The sequence below is a fragment of the Leucobacter sp. Psy1 genome, from assembly GCF_020096995.1.
In the GTDB taxonomy this organism is placed as follows: domain Bacteria; phylum Actinomycetota; class Actinomycetes; order Actinomycetales; family Microbacteriaceae; genus Leucobacter.
Window position 1 is genome coordinate 243,409 of record NZ_CP083692.1, and the last position, 17,858, is coordinate 261,266.

18 protein-coding genes are annotated in these 17,858 nt (G+C 67.9%); 6 read left to right on the forward strand and 12 right to left on the reverse strand.

Translation table 11 applies throughout. The features are described from left to right. Positions 1-11: 11 nt before the first annotated feature. The 8 genes from K8P10_RS01140 to K8P10_RS01175 all read right to left on the reverse strand — a co-directional run bounded on the left by K8P10_RS01140 (position 12) and on the right by K8P10_RS01175 (position 8,225). Positions 12-866 (reverse strand): ABC transporter permease, encoded by an 855-nt coding sequence (locus K8P10_RS01140; protein WP_224779976.1) that lies wholly within the window; start codon positions 864-866, stop codon positions 12-14. Then, positions 863-1,903: an ABC transporter permease gene (locus tag K8P10_RS01145; RefSeq protein ID WP_224779977.1), complete on the reverse strand. Its 1,041-nt coding sequence runs from the start codon at positions 1,901-1,903 to the stop codon at positions 863-865. Before K8P10_RS01145 ends, K8P10_RS01140 begins: the two co-directional genes overlap by 4 nt. A 27-nt stretch (positions 1,904-1,930) precedes the next feature. Further along, positions 1,931-3,577: an ABC transporter substrate-binding protein gene (locus tag K8P10_RS01150; protein ID WP_224779978.1), complete on the reverse strand. Its 1,647-nt coding sequence runs from the start codon at positions 3,575-3,577 to the stop codon at positions 1,931-1,933. 67 nt (positions 3,578-3,644) lie between these two features. Then, positions 3,645-5,072 (reverse strand): FAD-binding oxidoreductase, encoded by a 1,428-nt coding sequence (locus K8P10_RS01155; protein ID WP_224779979.1) that lies wholly within the window; start codon positions 5,070-5,072, stop codon positions 3,645-3,647. Positions 5,073-5,315: 243 nt separating this feature from the next. Further along, complete coding sequence (locus K8P10_RS01160; RefSeq protein WP_224779980.1) at positions 5,316-6,137, reverse strand: ABC transporter permease subunit; 822 nt, start codon at positions 6,135-6,137, stop codon at positions 5,316-5,318. Further along, positions 6,134-7,093 carry an ATP-binding cassette domain-containing protein gene (locus tag K8P10_RS01165; protein WP_224779981.1) on the reverse strand — a complete coding sequence of 320 codons (960 nt, stop codon included), beginning with the start codon at positions 7,091-7,093 and terminating at the stop codon, positions 6,134-6,136. The genes K8P10_RS01160 and K8P10_RS01165 overlap by 4 nt, the downstream gene beginning before the upstream one ends. 113 nt (positions 7,094-7,206) lie before the next feature. Beyond that, the gene (locus K8P10_RS01170; RefSeq protein ID WP_224779982.1) at positions 7,207-7,677 is read right to left on the reverse strand and encodes a tRNA (cytidine(34)-2'-O)-methyltransferase; all 471 of its coding nucleotides are present in this window, start codon (positions 7,675-7,677) and stop codon (positions 7,207-7,209) included. Positions 7,678-7,709: 32 nt separating this feature from the next. After that, positions 7,710-8,225 (reverse strand): hypothetical protein, encoded by a 516-nt coding sequence (locus K8P10_RS01175; RefSeq protein WP_224779983.1) that lies wholly within the window; start codon positions 8,223-8,225, stop codon positions 7,710-7,712. A gap of 196 nt (positions 8,226-8,421) precedes the next feature. Between K8P10_RS01175 and K8P10_RS01180 the strand changes: the two genes are divergently transcribed. The 3 genes from K8P10_RS01180 to K8P10_RS01190 all read left to right on the forward strand — a co-directional run bounded on the left by K8P10_RS01180 (position 8,422) and on the right by K8P10_RS01190 (position 11,002). Then, positions 8,422-9,621, forward strand: a complete 1,200-nt coding sequence (locus tag K8P10_RS01180) for a sensor histidine kinase (RefSeq protein WP_224779984.1) — start codon at positions 8,422-8,424, stop codon at positions 9,619-9,621. Then, positions 9,618-10,223: a DNA-binding response regulator gene (locus tag K8P10_RS01185; RefSeq protein ID WP_224779985.1), complete on the forward strand. Its 606-nt coding sequence runs from the start codon at positions 9,618-9,620 to the stop codon at positions 10,221-10,223. The genes K8P10_RS01180 and K8P10_RS01185 overlap by 4 nt, the downstream gene beginning before the upstream one ends. A 125-nt stretch (positions 10,224-10,348) precedes the next feature. After that, a complete protein-coding gene (locus K8P10_RS01190) occupies positions 10,349-11,002 on the forward strand; it encodes a hypothetical protein (RefSeq protein ID WP_224779986.1) in 654 nt (217 codons plus the stop codon). On the opposite strand, the gene K8P10_RS01195 is transcribed toward K8P10_RS01190, so the two are convergent. Then, entirely contained in the window at positions 10,970-11,626 is a 657-nt protein-coding gene (locus K8P10_RS01195; protein WP_224779987.1) for a class I SAM-dependent methyltransferase, read from the reverse strand. The two genes, K8P10_RS01190 and K8P10_RS01195, sit on opposite strands and share 33 nt — an antisense overlap. Then, positions 11,623-12,414: a 23S ribosomal RNA methyltransferase Erm gene (gene erm / locus K8P10_RS01200; protein ID WP_224779988.1), complete on the reverse strand. Its 792-nt coding sequence runs from the start codon at positions 12,412-12,414 to the stop codon at positions 11,623-11,625. The genes K8P10_RS01195 and erm overlap by 4 nt, the downstream gene beginning before the upstream one ends. Before the next feature lie 334 nt (positions 12,415-12,748). Here erm and K8P10_RS01205 point away from each other — a divergent pair, with 334 nt between their 5' ends. Both K8P10_RS01205 and K8P10_RS01210 read left to right on the forward strand, forming a co-directional pair. Beyond that, entirely contained in the window at positions 12,749-14,227 is a 1,479-nt protein-coding gene (locus tag K8P10_RS01205) for an amino acid permease (protein ID WP_224779989.1), read from the forward strand. 79 nt (positions 14,228-14,306) lie between these two features. Continuing rightward, positions 14,307-15,239, forward strand: a complete 933-nt coding sequence (locus K8P10_RS01210) for an ankyrin repeat domain-containing protein (protein ID WP_224779990.1) — start codon at positions 14,307-14,309, stop codon at positions 15,237-15,239. 9 nt (positions 15,240-15,248) lie between these two features. Here the strand turns inward: K8P10_RS01210 and K8P10_RS01215 are convergent, their stop codons facing one another. Both K8P10_RS01215 and K8P10_RS01220 read right to left on the reverse strand, forming a co-directional pair. After that, the gene (locus K8P10_RS01215; RefSeq protein WP_224779991.1) at positions 15,249-15,875 is read right to left on the reverse strand and encodes a response regulator transcription factor; all 627 of its coding nucleotides are present in this window, start codon (positions 15,873-15,875) and stop codon (positions 15,249-15,251) included. Next, entirely contained in the window at positions 15,872-17,050 is a 1,179-nt protein-coding gene (locus tag K8P10_RS01220) for a sensor histidine kinase (protein WP_224779992.1), read from the reverse strand. The genes K8P10_RS01215 and K8P10_RS01220 overlap by 4 nt, the downstream gene beginning before the upstream one ends. 150 nt (positions 17,051-17,200) lie before the next feature. Here K8P10_RS01220 and K8P10_RS01225 point away from each other — a divergent pair, with 150 nt between their 5' ends. Continuing rightward, on the forward strand, positions 17,201-17,773 hold the full coding sequence (locus K8P10_RS01225) for a heme-binding protein (RefSeq protein WP_224779993.1): 573 nt from the start codon (positions 17,201-17,203) through the stop codon (positions 17,771-17,773). Positions 17,774-17,858: the final 85 nt, after the last annotated feature.

A 17,858-nucleotide genomic window follows, 5' to 3' on the forward strand; every position in this document is an offset into this window, starting at 1 on the left:
TGCTCCTCGACCTAGTTGGTGTTGCGCAGCCAGCGGCTGACGCGGTTGATGGACAGGACCGTCGCGACGGTCACTGCAGCGGGCGCGGCGACGAGCCACGTCGCCGTGGGGTAGTCCTTCCCCGAGGAGACGAGCAGTCCCCAGTCTGAAGCGGGCGGCGGGTCGCCGTAGCCGAGGAACGCGAGGCCGGCGATGATGAGGATCGAGAGGCCGAACTGCAGGACCGCGAGCGTGAGCACCGGCCGCCAGGCATTGGGCAGCACGTGCCTGATGAGCACGTGCCAGCGGTTGCCGCCGAGCAGTTCGGAGGCCTCGACGTAGACTGCGCTGCGCGTCTTCAGCACCTCCGATCGCATCACTCGCGCGAAGACCGCCACGGCAGAGACGCCGGTCGCGATCGCGGCGTTGACCGTCTGGAACCCGAGTGAGCTCACGATCACGACCGCGAGCAGGAAGCTCGGAATGGCGAGCAGCACATCGATGAACCGGCTGAGAGTGACGTCGACCCAGCGTCCGAGGAATCCCGAGAGCAGCCCGATCACCCCGCCCACGACGAGTCCGATCGCGACCGCGATCAGTGCGCTCGAGACCGAGGTAGCGGTGCCGTGGACGACGCGCGCGAACAGGTCGCGGCCCAGGTGGTCGGTGCCGAACCAATGCGCGGCCGAGGGGCCGATCAGCGCCTCGCTCGTCACCCCCTCATGAGGATTCTGCGTGGTGAACCATCCGGGGAACAGCGACCAGAGGAGCACGAGCGCGAGGATGGCGAACGAGAGGAGCACCGACGGCGGCACCTCTCGGAGTCGCGCCACGGAACCTGCGGTACCCGTCGTCGAGGATGCCTGCGAGATCGTGACGGCGGTCATGCGATACTCTCCTTCCGCTGGACGGTTGACGCGTCTGCTGGCGATGCCGGCCCGGCTCGTTCTGCTGACCTCGGTGCCCGACTCCAACGTGCGGTTCGTTTCACCCGTGGGTCCAGCAGCGGGTAGCTCAGGTCTGCGACGAGGTTCACCACGACGAAGACGACGGCGGCGAGAGCGACGACTGCCTGCAGCACCGGCAGGTCCTGCGTTGCGACCGACCGCTGCACCAGGCTGCCGATGCCCGCTCGCCCGAACACGGCCTCCGTGATCACGGCCCCGCCCAGGAGCTCACCGATCGTGATCGCGAGCACGGTCACGACGGGGAGCGAAGCCGGCCTGAGCAAGTGACGGGTGAGCAGTCCGGTCTCGGTCAGCCCTCGGGAACGTGCGACCGTCGCATACTCCTGCCGCGACTCGTGGTCGAAGCCCGCGATCAGCACCTCGGCGAGTTGAGCCGAGACCGGGATTCCGAGGGCGAGGGCGGCGAAGAACGTCGCCGCCCCGCTTTCAGGGTCGATGACGTTGAAGACACCGAGCTGGAATGCGAAGTACTGCAGGAGGAGCATGCCGATCACGAAGTTCGGCACGGACAGGAAGAGCGACGGAAACGCCCGCAACGCGCCCTGCCCCCAACGTCGCGGCAGACGCTGTGTTCCGTAGGCGACCAGGAACGCGAGCACCACCGCGATGACCAGTGCCGTGCCCGCGAGTGCGAGGGTCGACGGGAGTGCCTCGCCGATGAGGCGAGAGACCGGCAGATTGGAGCGCAGCGACACCCCGAGGTCGCCCACCACGAACCGTGCGAAGGCGTCCCAGAGCTGCACCAGCACGGGCTGGTCGAGACCGTAGTACGCGACGATCCGGTCGATCTCCTCCTCCGAGAAACCGTTCTGCGGGTTCCGCAGTGTGTTCGAGACAGGGTCGCCCGGGAGCACGCTGATGACCACGAAGGTCAATGCGTAGGCCAGAACGATGACCACTCCGGCTTGGAGGAGCCTCCGTGCGCCGTACCAAAGGTACGTTTGATTGCGTGTCATCTCATGCTCCGTCGGTGAGTAGTGCGGTCAGTCGTTCAGCCAGGCGCCGGTGTAGTTCGCGTACGCCAGCGCGTTGTACGTAACGCCGTCGACGTCGGGACTCTGCGCGTAGATGCGCTGCACCATCTGCGTGCGCGGGATGAAGTAGGCCTGTTCCAGCACGTAGGCCTGCAGTTCGTCGAGCGCCGCGGCACGGGTGTCGGCATCGGTCGCCTGCGCGATCTCGTCTTGCAGGCGGGTGAGCGTCTCATCGCTGGTCCCGACGCCGAACCAGTCTTCACCGTTGTTCTCGTCGGTGAGGATGCTCGCGACGGTTCCCGCGTCGACGAAGCTGCGTGAGACCGGATAGTTCGAGAGGTCCGCATTCGCGATGACGCGCTCGCCGTAGGTCACGACGTCGTAGCTCTCGATGGAAACGTCGAACCCGATGCGGCCGAGCTGCTGGGCGATGAGCTCATCAACGGCGGCACCGGTGACGATGTAGGGATTCGAGTACAGCGTGACCTCGAGACGCTTGCCGTCCTTCTCCCGGACGCCGTCAGCCCCCGGAGTCCATCCGGCCTCGTCGAGCAGTTGCTCAGCCCGTTCCGGATCATAGGCGAAGGCCTCCGAGTGATCGGTTGCCTCGGGAACGTTGGACTGGATGAACGACTCCGCAGCCGCCCACCCGTCGGTGTACACCGTCGAGAGGAGATCCTCACGATCGATGCCGTGCTGGAAGGCCTGGCGCACCTTGACGTCGTCGAACGGTGCGATTCGCGCGTTGAGCCGGAGTCCCTCGACGAAGCCGAGGTACTGGGGGAGCCCGATCGTGAATCCCTGCTGTTCGAGTCCGGCAAGTTCCTTCGGGGTGACGTTGTAGGCGACGTGCGCCTGACCCGACTGGACGGCGCCCGTGCGGGTTGCGGACTCGGCCACCTGCTTGTACGTCAGCGAATCGAGGTTCGCCGGCCCTTCGCGGTCGAAGGCTTCCGGGTTCCAGTCGTAGTCGTCGCGCTTCGTGAGCACCACGTTGTCCGCTTCCTTCCACGAGTCCACCACGAAGGGCCCGCTGCCGACGATGTTGTCGAGGTCGGCCTGCTCCTCGACGGGCAGTTCGAGGGTCTCGGGTGAGACCAGGATCGACCCGTGGTAGCCGAGCGTCGGGATGAAGCCCAGCGTCGGCGCCGAGAACTCCACGCGGACGGTCTGCTCGTCAACGGCTTCGGCCTGCTCGTAGGTCTTCGGGAAGAGTCCGATCGGGTTGATCCCGTTCTCCGGGTCTCCGAATGCCCACGCGTCGAGGTTGGCGACGACGGCTTCTGCGTCGAGCGGGCTGCCATCCGAGAAGGTGGCATCATCCCGCAGATCGAGGGTGAACTCGGTGGCCGCGTCGTTCTGCTCCCACGACTCGGCGATCCAGGGAGAGGCCTGGCCGTTCTCGTCGACGTACACCAGCTTGTCGGTGATGTGATCGAAAATATGACCCTGGAAGCTGGAGATCGAGCCGTTGTTCGGCACCCAGGTGTCGCCGAGCGAGTCGATGAGGAAGGTGAGGTCGCCGCCTTCTTGCGGGGCCGAGGCGTCAGATCCGCTCGAGCCTCCGGCGCAGCCCGCGAGCAGCGCGATCGCGGCGGTGCCGCCGGATACAGCGATGAATCGGCGGCGCAGGGTCCTGCTGAATGGGTGTGTCATGTGGGGTCCTCGGGTGTGTGGGGCCGGAGCGATCGGCTCAGACGTGCAGCGATGTGACGGGGAAGAATCAGAATCCGGTGCGCGGATTGAGGAGGCCGAGCGGATCGAGTGCCGCCTTGACGGCGTGGTGGGCCTCGAGGCTGCGGGGCGAGAGCTCGAGCGCAGCGAACTCTCGTTTCATCGAGCCGAGGCCGTGCTCGCCGGTGACGGTACCGCCGAGTTCGAGGGCCAGGTCCACGAGCTCCGCCATCGCGGCGTGGACCGCCGGCGCGGGTGCGCCGCGGTCGGCTTCTGGCGGGATCGGTAGCGTGACGACGGGGTGCAGGTTCCCGTCGCCCGCGTGGGCGACAGCCGCGATCGAGACACCGTGCCGCTCGGCGATCCGCGGCAGCTCAGCGTACGCCTCCGCCAGGCGGGAGACCGGCACGGCCATGTCACCCCCGGCGAACCAGGTATCCGGATTGATGCCGCGGCCTGACCGACGCAGTTCCCAGAGCGCGACTGCGTCCGCATCCGCTTCGATGGTGACTCGGCCCCCGGCGGAGTCCAACGCATTCCGGAGGTCGGTCGTCTGCTCCTCAATGCCGTACCCGTCGAGCTCGATGAGTGCGAGCGCGCTTCCGCGGGATCGGAGATCCGTACCGCTGTGGAGGTCGATGGCGTCGAGCGTCCCCTCATCGAGGAACTCGACGGCTGCCGGGCGGACCGGGGTGCGCCTGATCGCGGCGATTCCATTCACCCCGGCAGTCGTGTCGTCGAAGAACGCGGTGATGGTACGTCGTGCGACGGGGATCGGGTGCAGCCGCAGCGTGGCTCCGACCACGATGCCGAGTGTGCCCTCCGAGCCGACGAATAGTGACGCGAGGTCGAGGCCGGTGACGCCCTTAATGGAGCGGTGACCGACGCTCACCAGGCTGCCGTCGGCGAGGACGATGTCGAGTGCCAGGACGGATTCGCGGGTGACACCGTATTTCGCGCAGTGCAGCCCGCCCGCATTCGTCGCGATGTTCCCGCCGATGGTCGAGATGTCGTGACTCGCCGGGTCAGGTGCGTAGAAGAGCCCGAACGGTTCGAGTGCCCGATTGAGGTCGGCGTTCAGGACGCCGGGCTCGACGACCGCGACTTCGTCGCCGGCTGAGATCTCGACAATGCGGTCGAGTCGCTCAGTGGAGAGCACGAGTTGGCCGACTTCGGCGTTCGCTCCCCCCGAGAGACCCGTACCAGCGCCTCGCGGCACCACGGTCACCCCGTGCGCCGAGGCGGCACGGACCACGGCACGCACCTGCTCGATCGTCGTCGGGAGCGCCACGATCGGTCCGGCGCCTCTGGCGCCTTCGGCGCCGGCGAACGCCTGGCTGCGATCGTGGCCGTACCCGGCTGTCGCGGTCCCGGAATCGAGGATTTCGAGTGCGGGGTCCTGTGCGCGGAGTGCGGCTACCACCGGTGAGGCGGCGGGTGCCGCCGCCGGCGCGGGGGCCAGGTCGAGCGAGGTCATGGCGTCTCCTCAGGATCGAAGCAGAGCCTCACGAGAGTGCTCCAAGTGCGTGCTATAAGGAAACTTAATAGCTTGCATCACCGATGCTGAAGTATTTGACGCCCCGTTACAGAGCATCGCCGCGGGTGTTCGGGCGCGCGTGTGTGTGATCAGGCGCTTGCCCTGCCGAGTGAACGCAGTTTGTTCTCGGCGAGGCATTCTCGCAACAATTTGCGTTCCCTCGACGACGTCGCCAGGCGTGGGCTACGTCAGGTCCCGGTTCCAGCGCAGCGCCCACCCGGCGACCACTGCGACGACCGCGTAGGCGACGAGGACGAGGGCACCGGCGCCCATCGTGAGCGGTTCCACCGCACCTTCGGTGCCCGTGGTGAGCGTCATGGTGCTCGCGCCGACGAGTGTGTCGGTCGCCGATCCCGGCAGGAACCGCGCGACATTGGCGCTCCAGTCCCAGAAGCTCGCCGCGGCTCGGAGCAGCGGTTCGAGGAACTGGGTGAAGACGAGCGCGAGCACGATCGCCATGGCCTGGTTGCGCACGAGTACGCCCACTCCGAAACCGATGACGGCCCAGATCGCCATGGCCGCGACGATGCGTGCGAGCAGCGCCCATGTGTCAGAGGAGCCGAGCGCGGGGTCCGCGTCCGTCAATGCGAGCGTCCCGGCTCCGGCGCCGACGCCGCCGATCACGCCGATGATGCCGAGCAGGGCGCCGACGCCGATGAGCGTGGTCGCCTTGCCGAGGAGCACGATCCACCGTGAGGGCTCCGCGATGAAGGCGAGCGCGAGGGTGCGGTGGCGCAGTTCCCCCGTGGCCGAGAGTGCGCCGACGAGGAACGGCACCACGTACCCGTAGGTCGCGATGGCCGAGTAGACGGTGTCCGCCGTCTCCTGAACGCCCAACCCTGGTGCGGCTTCTCCGAGCTGGTCTGCCATGGACCCGAAGAGGAACGCGAACGTCGATGTCATCATCGCGGCGTAGAGGGCGAGTGCGATGCCGAGGATCCACCAGGTCTTCGTCGCCGTGATCTTCCGAGTTTCTGCGGAGACGCTCCGTCCGTACCGGCTCATGCGGACCCCTCCTCGGTGTGCGTCGACGTCGGCTCGGCACCGGCCGAGGAGCCGCCCTCTCCGATGAGCGCCAGGAATCGCTCCTCGAGCCCGGCTTCCTCGGTACTCAGGTGCGAGAGCGGGAGGCCGGCGTCGAATGCGAGGTTGCCGACCGTCTCCGGGGAGGCGCCCGAGACGCGCATGACATCGCCGCGCGACCCGTGCACCTCGAGCCCTGCGTGCTCCATCGCTTGGGCGAGTCGATGGTTATTGGGTGTGGAGACGAGCACCACGCGATCGTCGGCGCTCGGCTGGAGGCCTTCCAGCGGACCGGTGTAGGCGGCTTCGCCCCGGCGGATGATGACGACGTCGTCGACCGTCTGCTGGACCTCGCTGAGTAGATGGGAGGAGAGCAAGACCGTGCGCCCCTCGCTCGCGAGATGCCGGAGCAGCTGGCGGATCCAGCGGATCCCTTCGGGGTCGAGCCCGTTGATGGGCTCATCGAGCACGATCACCTGCGGGTCGGGTAGAAGCGCCGCCGCGAGTGCGAGGCGCTGGCGCATGCCCAGCGAGAAACCGCCCGTCTTGCGGTGCGCGGCGTCGCGCAGACCGACCATCTCGAGGGTCTCCGCAACGCGGTGCTGCGGCACGCCGATCGCACGGCGGGCGATGTCCAGGTGCGCTGTCGCGGTGTGCGCCGGGTGGAAATCGGCAGAGAGCAGCGAACCGACCACGGTGGCCGGTCGCTCGAGGGCGGCGTAGGGCTGCCCGCCGACGGTCGCGGTGCCCGAATCGGGGCGGACGAGGCCGAGAAGCATGGAGAGTGTGGTCGTCTTCCCCGAGCCGTTGGGCCCGAGGAAACCCGTCACGCGGCCGGGTTCGGCGGTGAAGCTCAGGCCGTTGACGGCCTGGACCCGCCCGAAGCGCTTCGTGAGACCGGAGACCTCGACGCGCGGTGCTGTCGTCGGTGTCGTCACAGTGACCTCCCGAATATGGCTTGATTCATGTTCACACCATCCTGTCAGGTACGGAGGATCAGCGCACCCTTCCGTGACGGCGGGGTGTCGATACGAGGCAGTGTCAGGTCGCGTCAGGCGAGTGTGGCGTCGCCGGGGAAGCCCTGCTGCCGCCAGGCCTCGTACGTTGCGATGGCGGCGCAGTTCGCGAGATTCATCGAGCGGCGGCCGTCGAGCATCGGGATCCGCAGGCGGTCGGTCACCGCCTCGTGGAAGAGCACCTCGTCCGGGAGTCCGGTGGGCTCTGGCCCGAACATGAGCACGTCGTCGTCGCGGTAGGCGACGTCGGTGTAGAAGCGCTCGGTGTGCGCCGTGTAGGCGAAGATGCGGGCGGGGAGCAGGGCATCGAGTGCCGCTTCGAATGAGTCGTGCAGGTGCACGACCGCGAGATCGTGGTAGTCGAGTCCTGCTCGGCGCAGCTTCGCATCCTCGAAGTCGAAGAGGGGGTTCACGATGTGGAGCTCCGCTCCCGTGCCGGCGGCGAGCCGGATGGTGTTGCCGGTATTGCCCGCGATGCGGGGTTCGAAGAACAGGATCCGGGTCACGATGGCAGCCTACCCGACTCGGGTCGGCTCCCTCAGCCCGCCACGTTGGTGAGCAGCAGGTTCCCGAGCAGAGCGAAGAGGACGCCCCACGCGACGATCGCGAGTCCCTGGAACAGGAACACCTTGCCCGGGCGCGCACCGACCGCGATCAGGGTGGGAGCCGTGATCTGGCTCGCGACAAGCAGGGGACCGAGGAAGCAGACGCCCGGTACACCGTACTGATCCAGAGCCTTCGCGACCTTGGCGCGGCGCTTCGACATCTCGGGCTCCGTGTTCGCGCCTCCGCCGCGACGGCTGAGCACGGCAGTCCGGGTCTTCAATGCGGCGAGCATCAGGGCGAAGGTGCAGATCACGTTGCCGATGATCGCCGCGACGACGGCGAGGATCGGAGACACCCCCGCGACGATGCCGACGAATGTGCCGCCGTACGACTCGACGAAGGGGATCGCGCCGAGCAGGACGACGAAGAAGCCCTGGAGCCACGCGTCGAGCCCCTGGGTGAACTGCGCGAGGTTCGTGAGGAAATCACCGAGGAAGTCGAAGATCATGATCCGGGCCTTTCTGAGTCGTTGTCCGTCCACCCTCAACACTGCCCGCCCGGATCCGCCGCCCCCAGTGCCGCCTGTCACCGGTGCGTATGACACGGTGTCACTGGCACGGGCTCCCTCAGTTCGGCCACACTGGTGGTGAGTCCCGCGCGGGTGCGCCGGCGGCAGTGCAGGGGAGAAACGCGGGGAGGGCGACATGGATGATGAGGGGCAGATCGGCCCGCGGATCCCGGACGCCACCCCGCACGACCTGGAGGTCGATGACCCTGAGCAGAGCTTCATCCACCGGCACCGCGTTTCGTTCATCGTCCTCTTCATCATGATGGGAGTCACGAGCGTCTTCGCGGGCCGGTCGCTCCCCGGCATGTTCATCGCGCTCCCGTCGATCGCGCTCAGCGCGCTCCTCTTCGACGAGTGGATCCGCGGCCGGGCGGCGCGCGCCCTGTTCGTGGCGACCGCGCTCGTCGGTCTGGCCACCCTGCTCGTGACCTCGTACCTCCAGAACAACCCGTTCGGCTCGATGGCGCTCGGCACCGTCGTCGGTATCTGGGTCGCCAGGCAGCCGCAGTTTCGCAAGCGCCTGATGATTTTCGCAACCGGGGTTATCGGAGGGATGGCGTGCGTCGCTCTCCTCTCGGATCGCCCGTACGCGGTGCAGATGATCCTCACCTCGATCGTGCTCGCGGCGGTCTGGATCTGGTCGATCGGCGATGTGGGCGAGCAGACGAGGCTCATTCGTGCCCTCACCCGCGCCAAGGACGCGGAGCAGGAGGCATCGCTGCTGCGCCAGCGGAACCGGATCGCCGCCGACCTGCACGACATCCAGGGCCACACGCTCCACGTCATCAAGCTCAAGGCCGCTGTGGCCGCGCGGGTGCGCGAGTCGGATCCCGCTCGCGCTGCGGAGGAGCTCGAGGCGATCCAGTCCCTGATCGCCGAGAGCATTGATCAGGGGCGGCAGCTCGTCAATGCCACGCAGCGGCTCTCCCTCGAGAACGAGATCGGCAGTGCGGTCGGACTCTTCGAGGCCTCGGGCGTGACGGTCAGCGTGACCGGTGCGGACGCGGCGCACCCCGACTGGGAGGCCGATGCGGCGCTCGTGCTCCGCGAGGCCACGACGAACATTCTCCGCCACGCGCGTGCGGCACGTGTCGAGGTACGCGTGGGACCGCAGTCCATCGAGATCCGCAATGACGGCGTTCCCGAGACCCTGCGCCCGCGGCGCGGGCTCGCGAGACTGGCTGAGCGGATCGCCGAACGCGGCGGCAGGCTCGACGCCGGCGCGGAGGACGGATGGTTCACCGTTCGCGCGGCGGGCACACCGCGGCCAGAGGCCCCGAACCCGTTCGCCGACGACCCGACCCCCGCGACACTCACCGGAAAGGAAGCGACGTGACCGTCTCCGTGCTCCTCGCTGACGACGAAGGACTCATCCGCTCCGCCCTCGCCACGCTGCTGCCGCTCGAAGCGGACATCGATGTCGTGGCCGAGGCGGACAACGGCGTGGACGCGCTCGCGCGCTACGAAGAGTTCCGCCCGGACGTCGCCGTTCTCGACCTCGAGATGCCGGGACTCTCCGGCGTCGATGTCGCCACGAAGCTCCTCGGCGAGGATCAGGAGCGGGCGGTCGTGATTCTCACCCGTCATGCCCGGCCCGGGACCCTGCGCAGCGCACTCCGCGTGGGGGTCCGCGGGTTCGTCGGCAAGGACGCCGACCCGAAGCTCATCGCGTCGGCCGTCATCGATGTGGCGGAGGGTGGTCGCTACATCGATCCGAACGTCTCCGCTCAGGCGCTCATCGACGACTGTCCGCTGACCGAACGCGAGCTCGACGTGCTGCGAGTGGCGGTGGACGGGTATTCGGTGAGCGAGATCGCCGCGACGCTGCATCTCGCCGAGGGCACCGTGCGGAACTATCTCTCGAACGCGATCCAGAAGACGGGAAGCCGGACTCGTCACGAGGCCGCCCGCACGGCGCGCGAGCGCGACTGGCTGTAGGCCGCCGGTCGCCTGCGGCGCGTGTGTCTCTTGTGCGTCACTCCCGAGACCGAATCGATGCTTGCAACGACACCAGCCGAACTGATGGGCTGTTCGGTAACACCTGATTGTTTCAAGGAGGCACGATGACCGAGCACCAGGCCTACGGATCTCCCGACGCGGCGGTGCCGTCCGAGGTGGCTCCCGAGACGAGGCGGGTGCAACGGTCGATCGCTCCGGCGGTCGTCATGTGGCTCGCGATCGTCGTCGCGGTCGCCTTCGCCATCGGAGCCATCGTGCTCACCGGCCCCGGATCTCCGCTGACGCGGGGGCTTCCGGCGCAACTGCCGCCCGCGGTGGAGAACGCGAGCGACTTCAGCCACCCCGACTACGTCGAGTCGATGGAGTGCTCGGAAGACGTGCGTCCCATCTACGGTGATGAGGAGATCGTCGTCTGGGCGGGTACGCAGCAGGGCGGATTCGGTGACTCCGAGCCGGACCAGGTGCTGGCGTGCATGATGGTGGACGTGCTCGACCCCGAGAAGCCGGTCACTGGCAGTTCGGCAACCACTCCTGAGCGCTTCAACGCCTCCGGAACCGGGCTGGCGATCACCTCGCTCGGGGAGATTATCGTGCTCCCCGCCAACGCAACGCTGACTGCCGAGAGCTACGGAGGAATGCAGGCGCGAGGCGATCACGTGCTAGTGGCGCCTTTCGGTACCGACTGCGATGCGCGGGTGCGGATCCCGACTTCCGGCGGCATCGGCTCAGTCGAGCTCCGCCCGATGTGCGGCAACTGACGGTCTGCGTCTGGCCACCAGGTCCGCGTGGGGTCGGGCGTCCGGGTCGTGCCGGGTGCGACTGCTGAGCACCGCGAACCCGGCACGCTCGACTCGGGCGGCCAGTTCCTCGACGGGCCAGAAGTACGCCGGCGTGATCGCGTGGTCGAAGCGCACAGCTTCCGGACCGGTGAAGAAGCCGAGACAGAGCCCGCCTCCGGGCCGGAGCACCCGCGCGAACTCATCGAGGGCGTCGCCGATGGAGTCGGGGTGGGTGTGGATCAGCGAGTACCAGGAGAGGATCCCGCCGACGCGCCCGTCATTGCAGGGGAGCGCCTCGGCGGAAGCCTCGTGAAATACGAGGCGAGGGAAGCGGCGCCGCGCGGCTGCGACGAACGGCGCAGTCGGCTCGACGCCGGCAACGGCGGTGACTCCTGGCAGCTCACCGGCATCATGGAGCGACGCCAGCCAGTCGGTCCAGTGCCCGGGACCGCAACCGACATCGAGCAGGATCCCCTGCTGGTGACTGGCCCAGTCGCGGATCGTCGAGCGGTCGACGGGCGAGGTCGCGTCCATCGTGCCGAGGAATCGCGTGTACTCCTCGGCACGAGACGCGTAGGCATCGCTCACCGTTTCGCAGGTCACCTCTGCATTCTGCCACCGCTTCCCGGTGCGGGTCTGAGGGCGCCCCAGAGTCTCGCCCACTGTTCAGGGGAGAGATCTCGTGGCAGCGCGTGCGCTGAGACGCCCGCGATCCGTACGGCGCCAGCCACCTCGGCCCGGGTCGCGGGCGCGGCTCTCTCGAGGATGCGGGCGAGCCGCCCGCCGCGTCCGATGAAGGCGGCGCTGACGAATCGCTCGTACCTCCGGCGATCCGTCAGCGGCACCAGCGGTGCGTCGCGGCGGACGATGCGGAGCAGGCCGCCATCCACGCCGGGTCGCGGCCGGAACCCGTGCGCGGGAACGCGACCGTGCAGTTCGAAACTGAACCAGGGCGCGCTCTGCGCCGTCATCAGGGTGCCTCCGCCGACGCCTGCGCGTTTTCGCGCGACCTCCCACTGTGTCAGGAGTATCGCCTCCTGCCACGAGCGCGACGCCAGCAGCCGCCGAAGGATCGGCGTGGTGAGGTGGAACGGTACATTGCCGACGATCACGGGGCGATCGAGCGGGTAGGTCAGTGCGTCGGCCTGATGCACGTCGACGTCGGGGAGGGTCCTGCGCACCGCCGTGACGCGATGCTCGTCGATATCGATGGCCCGGAGCGGGCGTCCGAGCGCAGCGAGGGGACGGGTGAGCGCGCCGTCACCGCAGCCGATCTCGAGGATCGGGCCGTGAGTCGCCGCCGTGAGGTCGACGATGCGCGTGAGCGTGGGGAGATGGGTGAGAAAGTTCTGGCCGAGTTCGTGTCGGCCGCCGAATGTTGAACGAGGCAAAGCTGTGCTCCACTGAGTGCGGTGGGAGCACCTCGAGGTGAGGGCGTGCGGATCATCGCGGATCCGTGAGAAGAATGTGCGCCCGTCCGAGGTGCGAAGGTCTCGGAGAGACGGCGCGCAGCAGTGTGCGAACTCGACGCGCCGTCAGGCGCGGCGGTCGCGATACGTGAAGGAGCGCACCATCGTGAGCGCGCCGCACAGAGTTCCCATGCGTGGGAGTTTATCGGAAGCGGTGATCTCAGGTCTATAGTGGTCCGATGCCGCGCGCGCTGAACAGGTGCGCGCGGTGAGACGCGTGGGGCCCGTGCGGCCGTTCAAGAGAGAGAAGACCTTGGTGACCGAACCGTCCCCCAAGCGCGAGCCGAGTGCCGCCTACGACCACCCCGTCTCGCCTCAGACCTCCGCGGGACACACGGCGGCAGTGCCATCGAAGCTGAGATCGCGGCACGTCATGATGATCACCCTCGGCGGGATCATCGGCGCGAGTCTCTTCGTCGGCTCGGGCAACGTCATTCGCTCGGTCGGCCCAGCCGCGATCCTCTCCTACCTCATCGGCGGACTCCTCGTCTTCCTCGCGATGCGCATGCTCGGCGAGATGGCGGCCGCGCGACCCACCATCGGGTCGTTCATGGAGTACGCCAGGGTCGGCCTCGGCAACTGGGCTGCGTATCTCGTCGGCTGGCTGTACTGGTACTTCTGGGTGGGCGTACTCGCCTACGAGGCGGTGCTCGGCGGCGAGACGCTCCACGAGTGGTTCGCATTTCTCCCGTCGTGGACCTGGTCACTCATCCTGATCCTCGTCTTCATCATCACCAACGCGATTTCGGTGCGCACGTTCGGTGAGGTCGAGTTCTGGCTCGCGAGCATCAAGGTGCTCGCGATCGTCGTCTTCCTGGGCGCCGGGCTGCTGTTCGTTCTCGGACTCTGGCCGAACGCGACGTTCTCCGTGCCGAACCTCTGGGAACACGGTGGGTTCGCGCCGAACGGATACGGTATCGCCTTCACCGGTGTGGCTCTCGTGATCTTCTCGTACTTCGGCACCGAGATCGCGGTGATGGCCGCCGCAGAATCGGAGGACCCCGCGAAGGGGATCCGCCAGGCCACGAGCACCGTGATCTGGCGAATTCTGCTCTTCTTCGTCGGAGCGGTCCTCATCATCGTCATGGCCGTGCCGTGGGATGAGCTGCCCGAGCCGGTGAACGTGGCTGCGGCACCGTTCACGTACGTGTTCTCGCTGCTCGGACTGCCAGGCGCCGCGGTGGTCATGCAGCTCATCATCTTCACCGCCGTCATCTCGGTCCTGAACTCGGGCCTGTACTCGGCGTCGCGAATGTTCGCCGCGCTCGCGGATCAGGGATTCGCCCCGAAGTTCATCGCCCAACGATCGAAGAACGGCGTGCCGCTCTGGGCGCTCGTCGCTTCGACCAGCGGCGCGATCGTCGCCACGATCGTGAATTTCGCCGCTCCGGACTCGGGTGTCTTCGACTTCATCATGAACTCGGCAGGACTGGTAGCGCTGTTCGTCTACGTCTTCATCGCACTGACGCAGATGCGCCTCCGCCAGAAGATGTCTCCGGAGGAGGTCTCCGGGCTGCAGCTGAAGATGTGGCTCCACCCGTGGCTGAACATTCTGCTGATCGTGGCGATTGCCGGAGTGCTCGTCGTCATGCTCTCCAGCGAGGATGGTCGCACGCAGGTCTGGACGAGCCTCATCGCGACGGGAGTGCTCATCGTCTGCTGGCCTTTTGTGCGACGAAATCTGGCGAAGCGCTCAGCCCTCCGACCGGACGCGCAGGTTCAATCGAACGGTTGAGGCAGCCCCTTGGCGGCGGCCCTAGTCTGGCGAAGGATCGAGCGACCCGCGTTCGGCCGAGACCTGGAGGAGCGCTGTCATGCCGTCACACCGCCGCGTGAGAGGCGTGAGCTGGAGCCTCGTGATCCTGGGCGTCGGACTTGTGGGGTGCGCCCCTGAGTATGGCGATCCTGCCCCCGCAGCCGGCGCGGCTGCGTCGGCTCCGATCGACGAGAACGAGCAGTTGGGCCAGGACCCTGGGGCTGCGGCCGATACTGCACTGTCGACAGATGCGGGGGCCAGCGGTTCGGAGGAAGGCGCTCCCGAGAACCCGGGGCTCTCCCAGAGCGAGCTCGACGAGCGTCTGCGCTGGGCCGTGTGGGGCAACGACCTCGATACCGCCGCGCAGCTCATCGAGTGGGGTGCCGACGTGAACGCGCAGGACAGCACGCAGCAGTCCGCCTTTCTCATCGCTACGAGCGAGGGGCGGGACGAGCTGCTGCGCCTCACCCTCGAGCACGGTGCTGACGTCGCCGATCTCGACAGCTGGAACGGCACCGGCCTGATCCGTGCTGCCGAACGCGGGCACTGGGACGTGGCGGGAACCCTCATCCGAGCGGGAGTCGACATGCATCATGTGAACCGCGTCGGCTATCAGGCGATCCACGAGGCGGTGATCTTCGGGCGTGACGATCCGACCTATCACGCCGCGGTCCGCGTGCTCGTCGCAGGGGGAGCGAGCCTCACCACGCCATCGGTCACGGAGGGGCAGACTCCGTTGCAGATGGCGCAGAGCCGGGGGTTTTCAGAGCAGATCCGGATTCTCGAGGCACTGGACCGCGAAGCGCCCGAGCACCCAGAAGCCGCCCTGCTGGCGTCCGCGGCATCGGGTGACGCGGACGCCCTGACGCTCGCACTGCGAGCCGGGGCGGCGGTCGACACGCGCGACCCCGAGGGGCGCACGGCGCTCGACATCGCGGAGGACGGGGGCAACCTCGCCGCGGCGACGGTGCTGCGCGCGCTCGGAGCATGAGGCGGCGGGTCAGAGCCGGATGAGTCCGCGCTTGACGGCCGTCGCGATCGCGGTCTGTCGATTGTCGGCGCGCAGTTTGATGAACGCGTGGTGCAGGTGGGTCTTCACGGTCGCCTCGCTCACGAGAAGTGTCCGGGCGAGATCGCGGTTCGAGAGCCCGGCCGCCGCGAGTTCGAGCACTTCGAGTTCACGGCTCGTGAGTGCGTCGTCTGGTCGCTGCATGCGGTCGAGCAGCCTCGCGGCGATCGGTCCGGCGATCGCCGCAGATCCTGCCGCTGCTGAGCGGATCGCGCTGAACAGTGCCGATGGGCGGCTGTCCTTGACGAGGTACCCCACGGCTCCTGCCTCGACCATCCGGACGATGTCGGCGTCCGAGTCGAACGCGGTGAATGCGACGACGCGCGTCTCGGGGCTGGCCGCGAGCAGGCGTCGAGTAGTGGCGGGCCCGTCCTCGTTGTCCGGCCCGAGGTCGAGGTCGACCAGGGCGACGTCGGCCTGCTCCCGGGCTGCCGCGGTGACCGCTTCTGCGGGGTCGCCGGTCTCCGCGACGACGGTGAAGTCTGGCTGCGTTTCGAGGAGTGCGCGAGTTCCGTGCCTGAGGACGGGATGGTCGTCGAGGAGCAGGATTCGGATCACGTTGTCTCCCCGTCACGGGAGGCGACGGGCACGACCCCGGCGATCACGGTACCGCGTCCGGGAGCTGACTCGACCGTGAACGTGCCTCCGAGGCTTTCGACGCGCCACGCCATCGCGCGCAATCCGTAGCCGGTGGTGTCGACGCGTACCTGCTCCGGATCGAATCCCGCCCCGTCGTCGGCGATGTCGATGCTGACGGCTCGGTCGAAGTAGGTGAGCGTGACCCGAGTTGCGGACGCCGAGGCGTGCTTGCCCGCGTTGAGCAGCGCCTCCTGCGCCACGCGCAGCAGCGCGTGGACGACCTCAGCGTCGAGGGAAGTTTCGGTGCCGACGACGGCGAGCTCGGCACCCTGCTCCGCTGCCAGGGCGCCGATCTCCGTCGTCAGTGACGTGCGGTCTTGCGGGCTCGCGAGGCCGTGCATGAGCTGCCGGGTCTCGACGAGTGCCTCGCGCAGGATCTCGCGGGCCCCCACTGTCGTCTCACCGCCGCTGCCGTCGCTCGGGTCGCTCGACTCGAGCAGCAGCAGAGCGCTCGCCGTGCGCTGGACGACCGTGTCGTGCAGTTCGCTCGCCACTCGGTGGCGCTCGGCGAGTGCTCCGGCCTCTCGCTCGGACCGGGCGAGCTGCTCCTGGGTGCTGAGGAGATCGATATTCAGTCGGCGTCGATTCTCCAGCGCTCGCTCGAGTGCGTCGACGGCGAGCGACAGCATGAGTCCTCCGAAGAACGGTCCGAGTACGAGACCGAGATCCTCACCGTTCGACATGAAGAAGAGTCCGGTGCTGACCGCGACCACGAGCATGGCGCTGCCGATCATGGCGGTCCGGCGCCCGAGGACCCGGTGGAGGGCGAAGAAGAGGGGGAACGCGCACCAGCCGAATGAAGGTGCGAGCACCGCGAGCGGCAGCCACAAGGCGACGGCAAACACGATGCCGAGGCGGCTGCGGCGCGGACCCGGCCGGGCGACCGCGCCGAGCGCGTAGGCGAGACCCGAGCCGATGCCGAGGGCGAGCACCGTTGCGCCGACGGTGTCGAACGGGTGGTACGAGAAGTACCGGACCGCGCAGACCACGAGCAGCACGGCGAAACCGATGTCGACCGACACGTGCATCGCCGCGAGCGGGCGGTCCGGGCTTGCGGACTCAGCGGTGCGCTGCCGGTGCGGGGAATCGATCATCTCCTTCAGTATCGGGTACCGACGTCTGGAACGCCTCAACCGATCGGTTGAGAGCAGAGGATCCATACCGTTGATGTGCGAGGAGCCCGGCGGCGCGAGGCTGGATTCCAGGTCGAAACCGAGACCACCATCACTCGTGAGGAGTTCATCATGCAGCACGCGCGCACACTCGCCCCCACCGTTCTCGTCCTGGCACTCGGAGGTGCACTGGCCCTCGCCGGCTGCGCACCGTCGGCCGGAGGCGAAAGTACGGCGGATGACGCAGCGAGCGACGCCGCCGCGGCCGTCGAAGTCGCGGAGTCGAACACGGTAAGCAGTCAGCGACTGACCGCTGCGACCGCTGCGACGGCCGCACAAGCCGCTTTGGCGCAGTGCGCCGCAGACGACCTCGGCTTCGTGTCGGTCGCGGTCGTCGACCGGCAGGGCGAGCTCCAGGCCTTCGTGCGGGGCGACAACGCGGCTCAGCACACGGTGGACGCCTCGCGGCAGAAGGCGTACACGGCTGCCGCGTTCGGGGCGGACACGAGCGACCTCGTAGAGCGCGCCGACGAGAACCAGCTTCACCGTCTTCCGGGGACCCTGTTCATGCCGGGCGGGGTGTCCGTGAAACTGGGGGACGCCTCGATCGCCGGTATCGGGGTGGGTGGGGCGCCGTCCGGCATGGACGATCAGACCTGCGCTGCTGCCGGTCTCGCGGCGATCCAGGATGAGGTCGCGGGCTGATGAGGTCTCGCGGATCTGCGTCGGCCGGGAGTACGCTCGTGGTGTTCGCCGTGGCACTTCCGCTCCTCAGCGGATGCACCCCCTC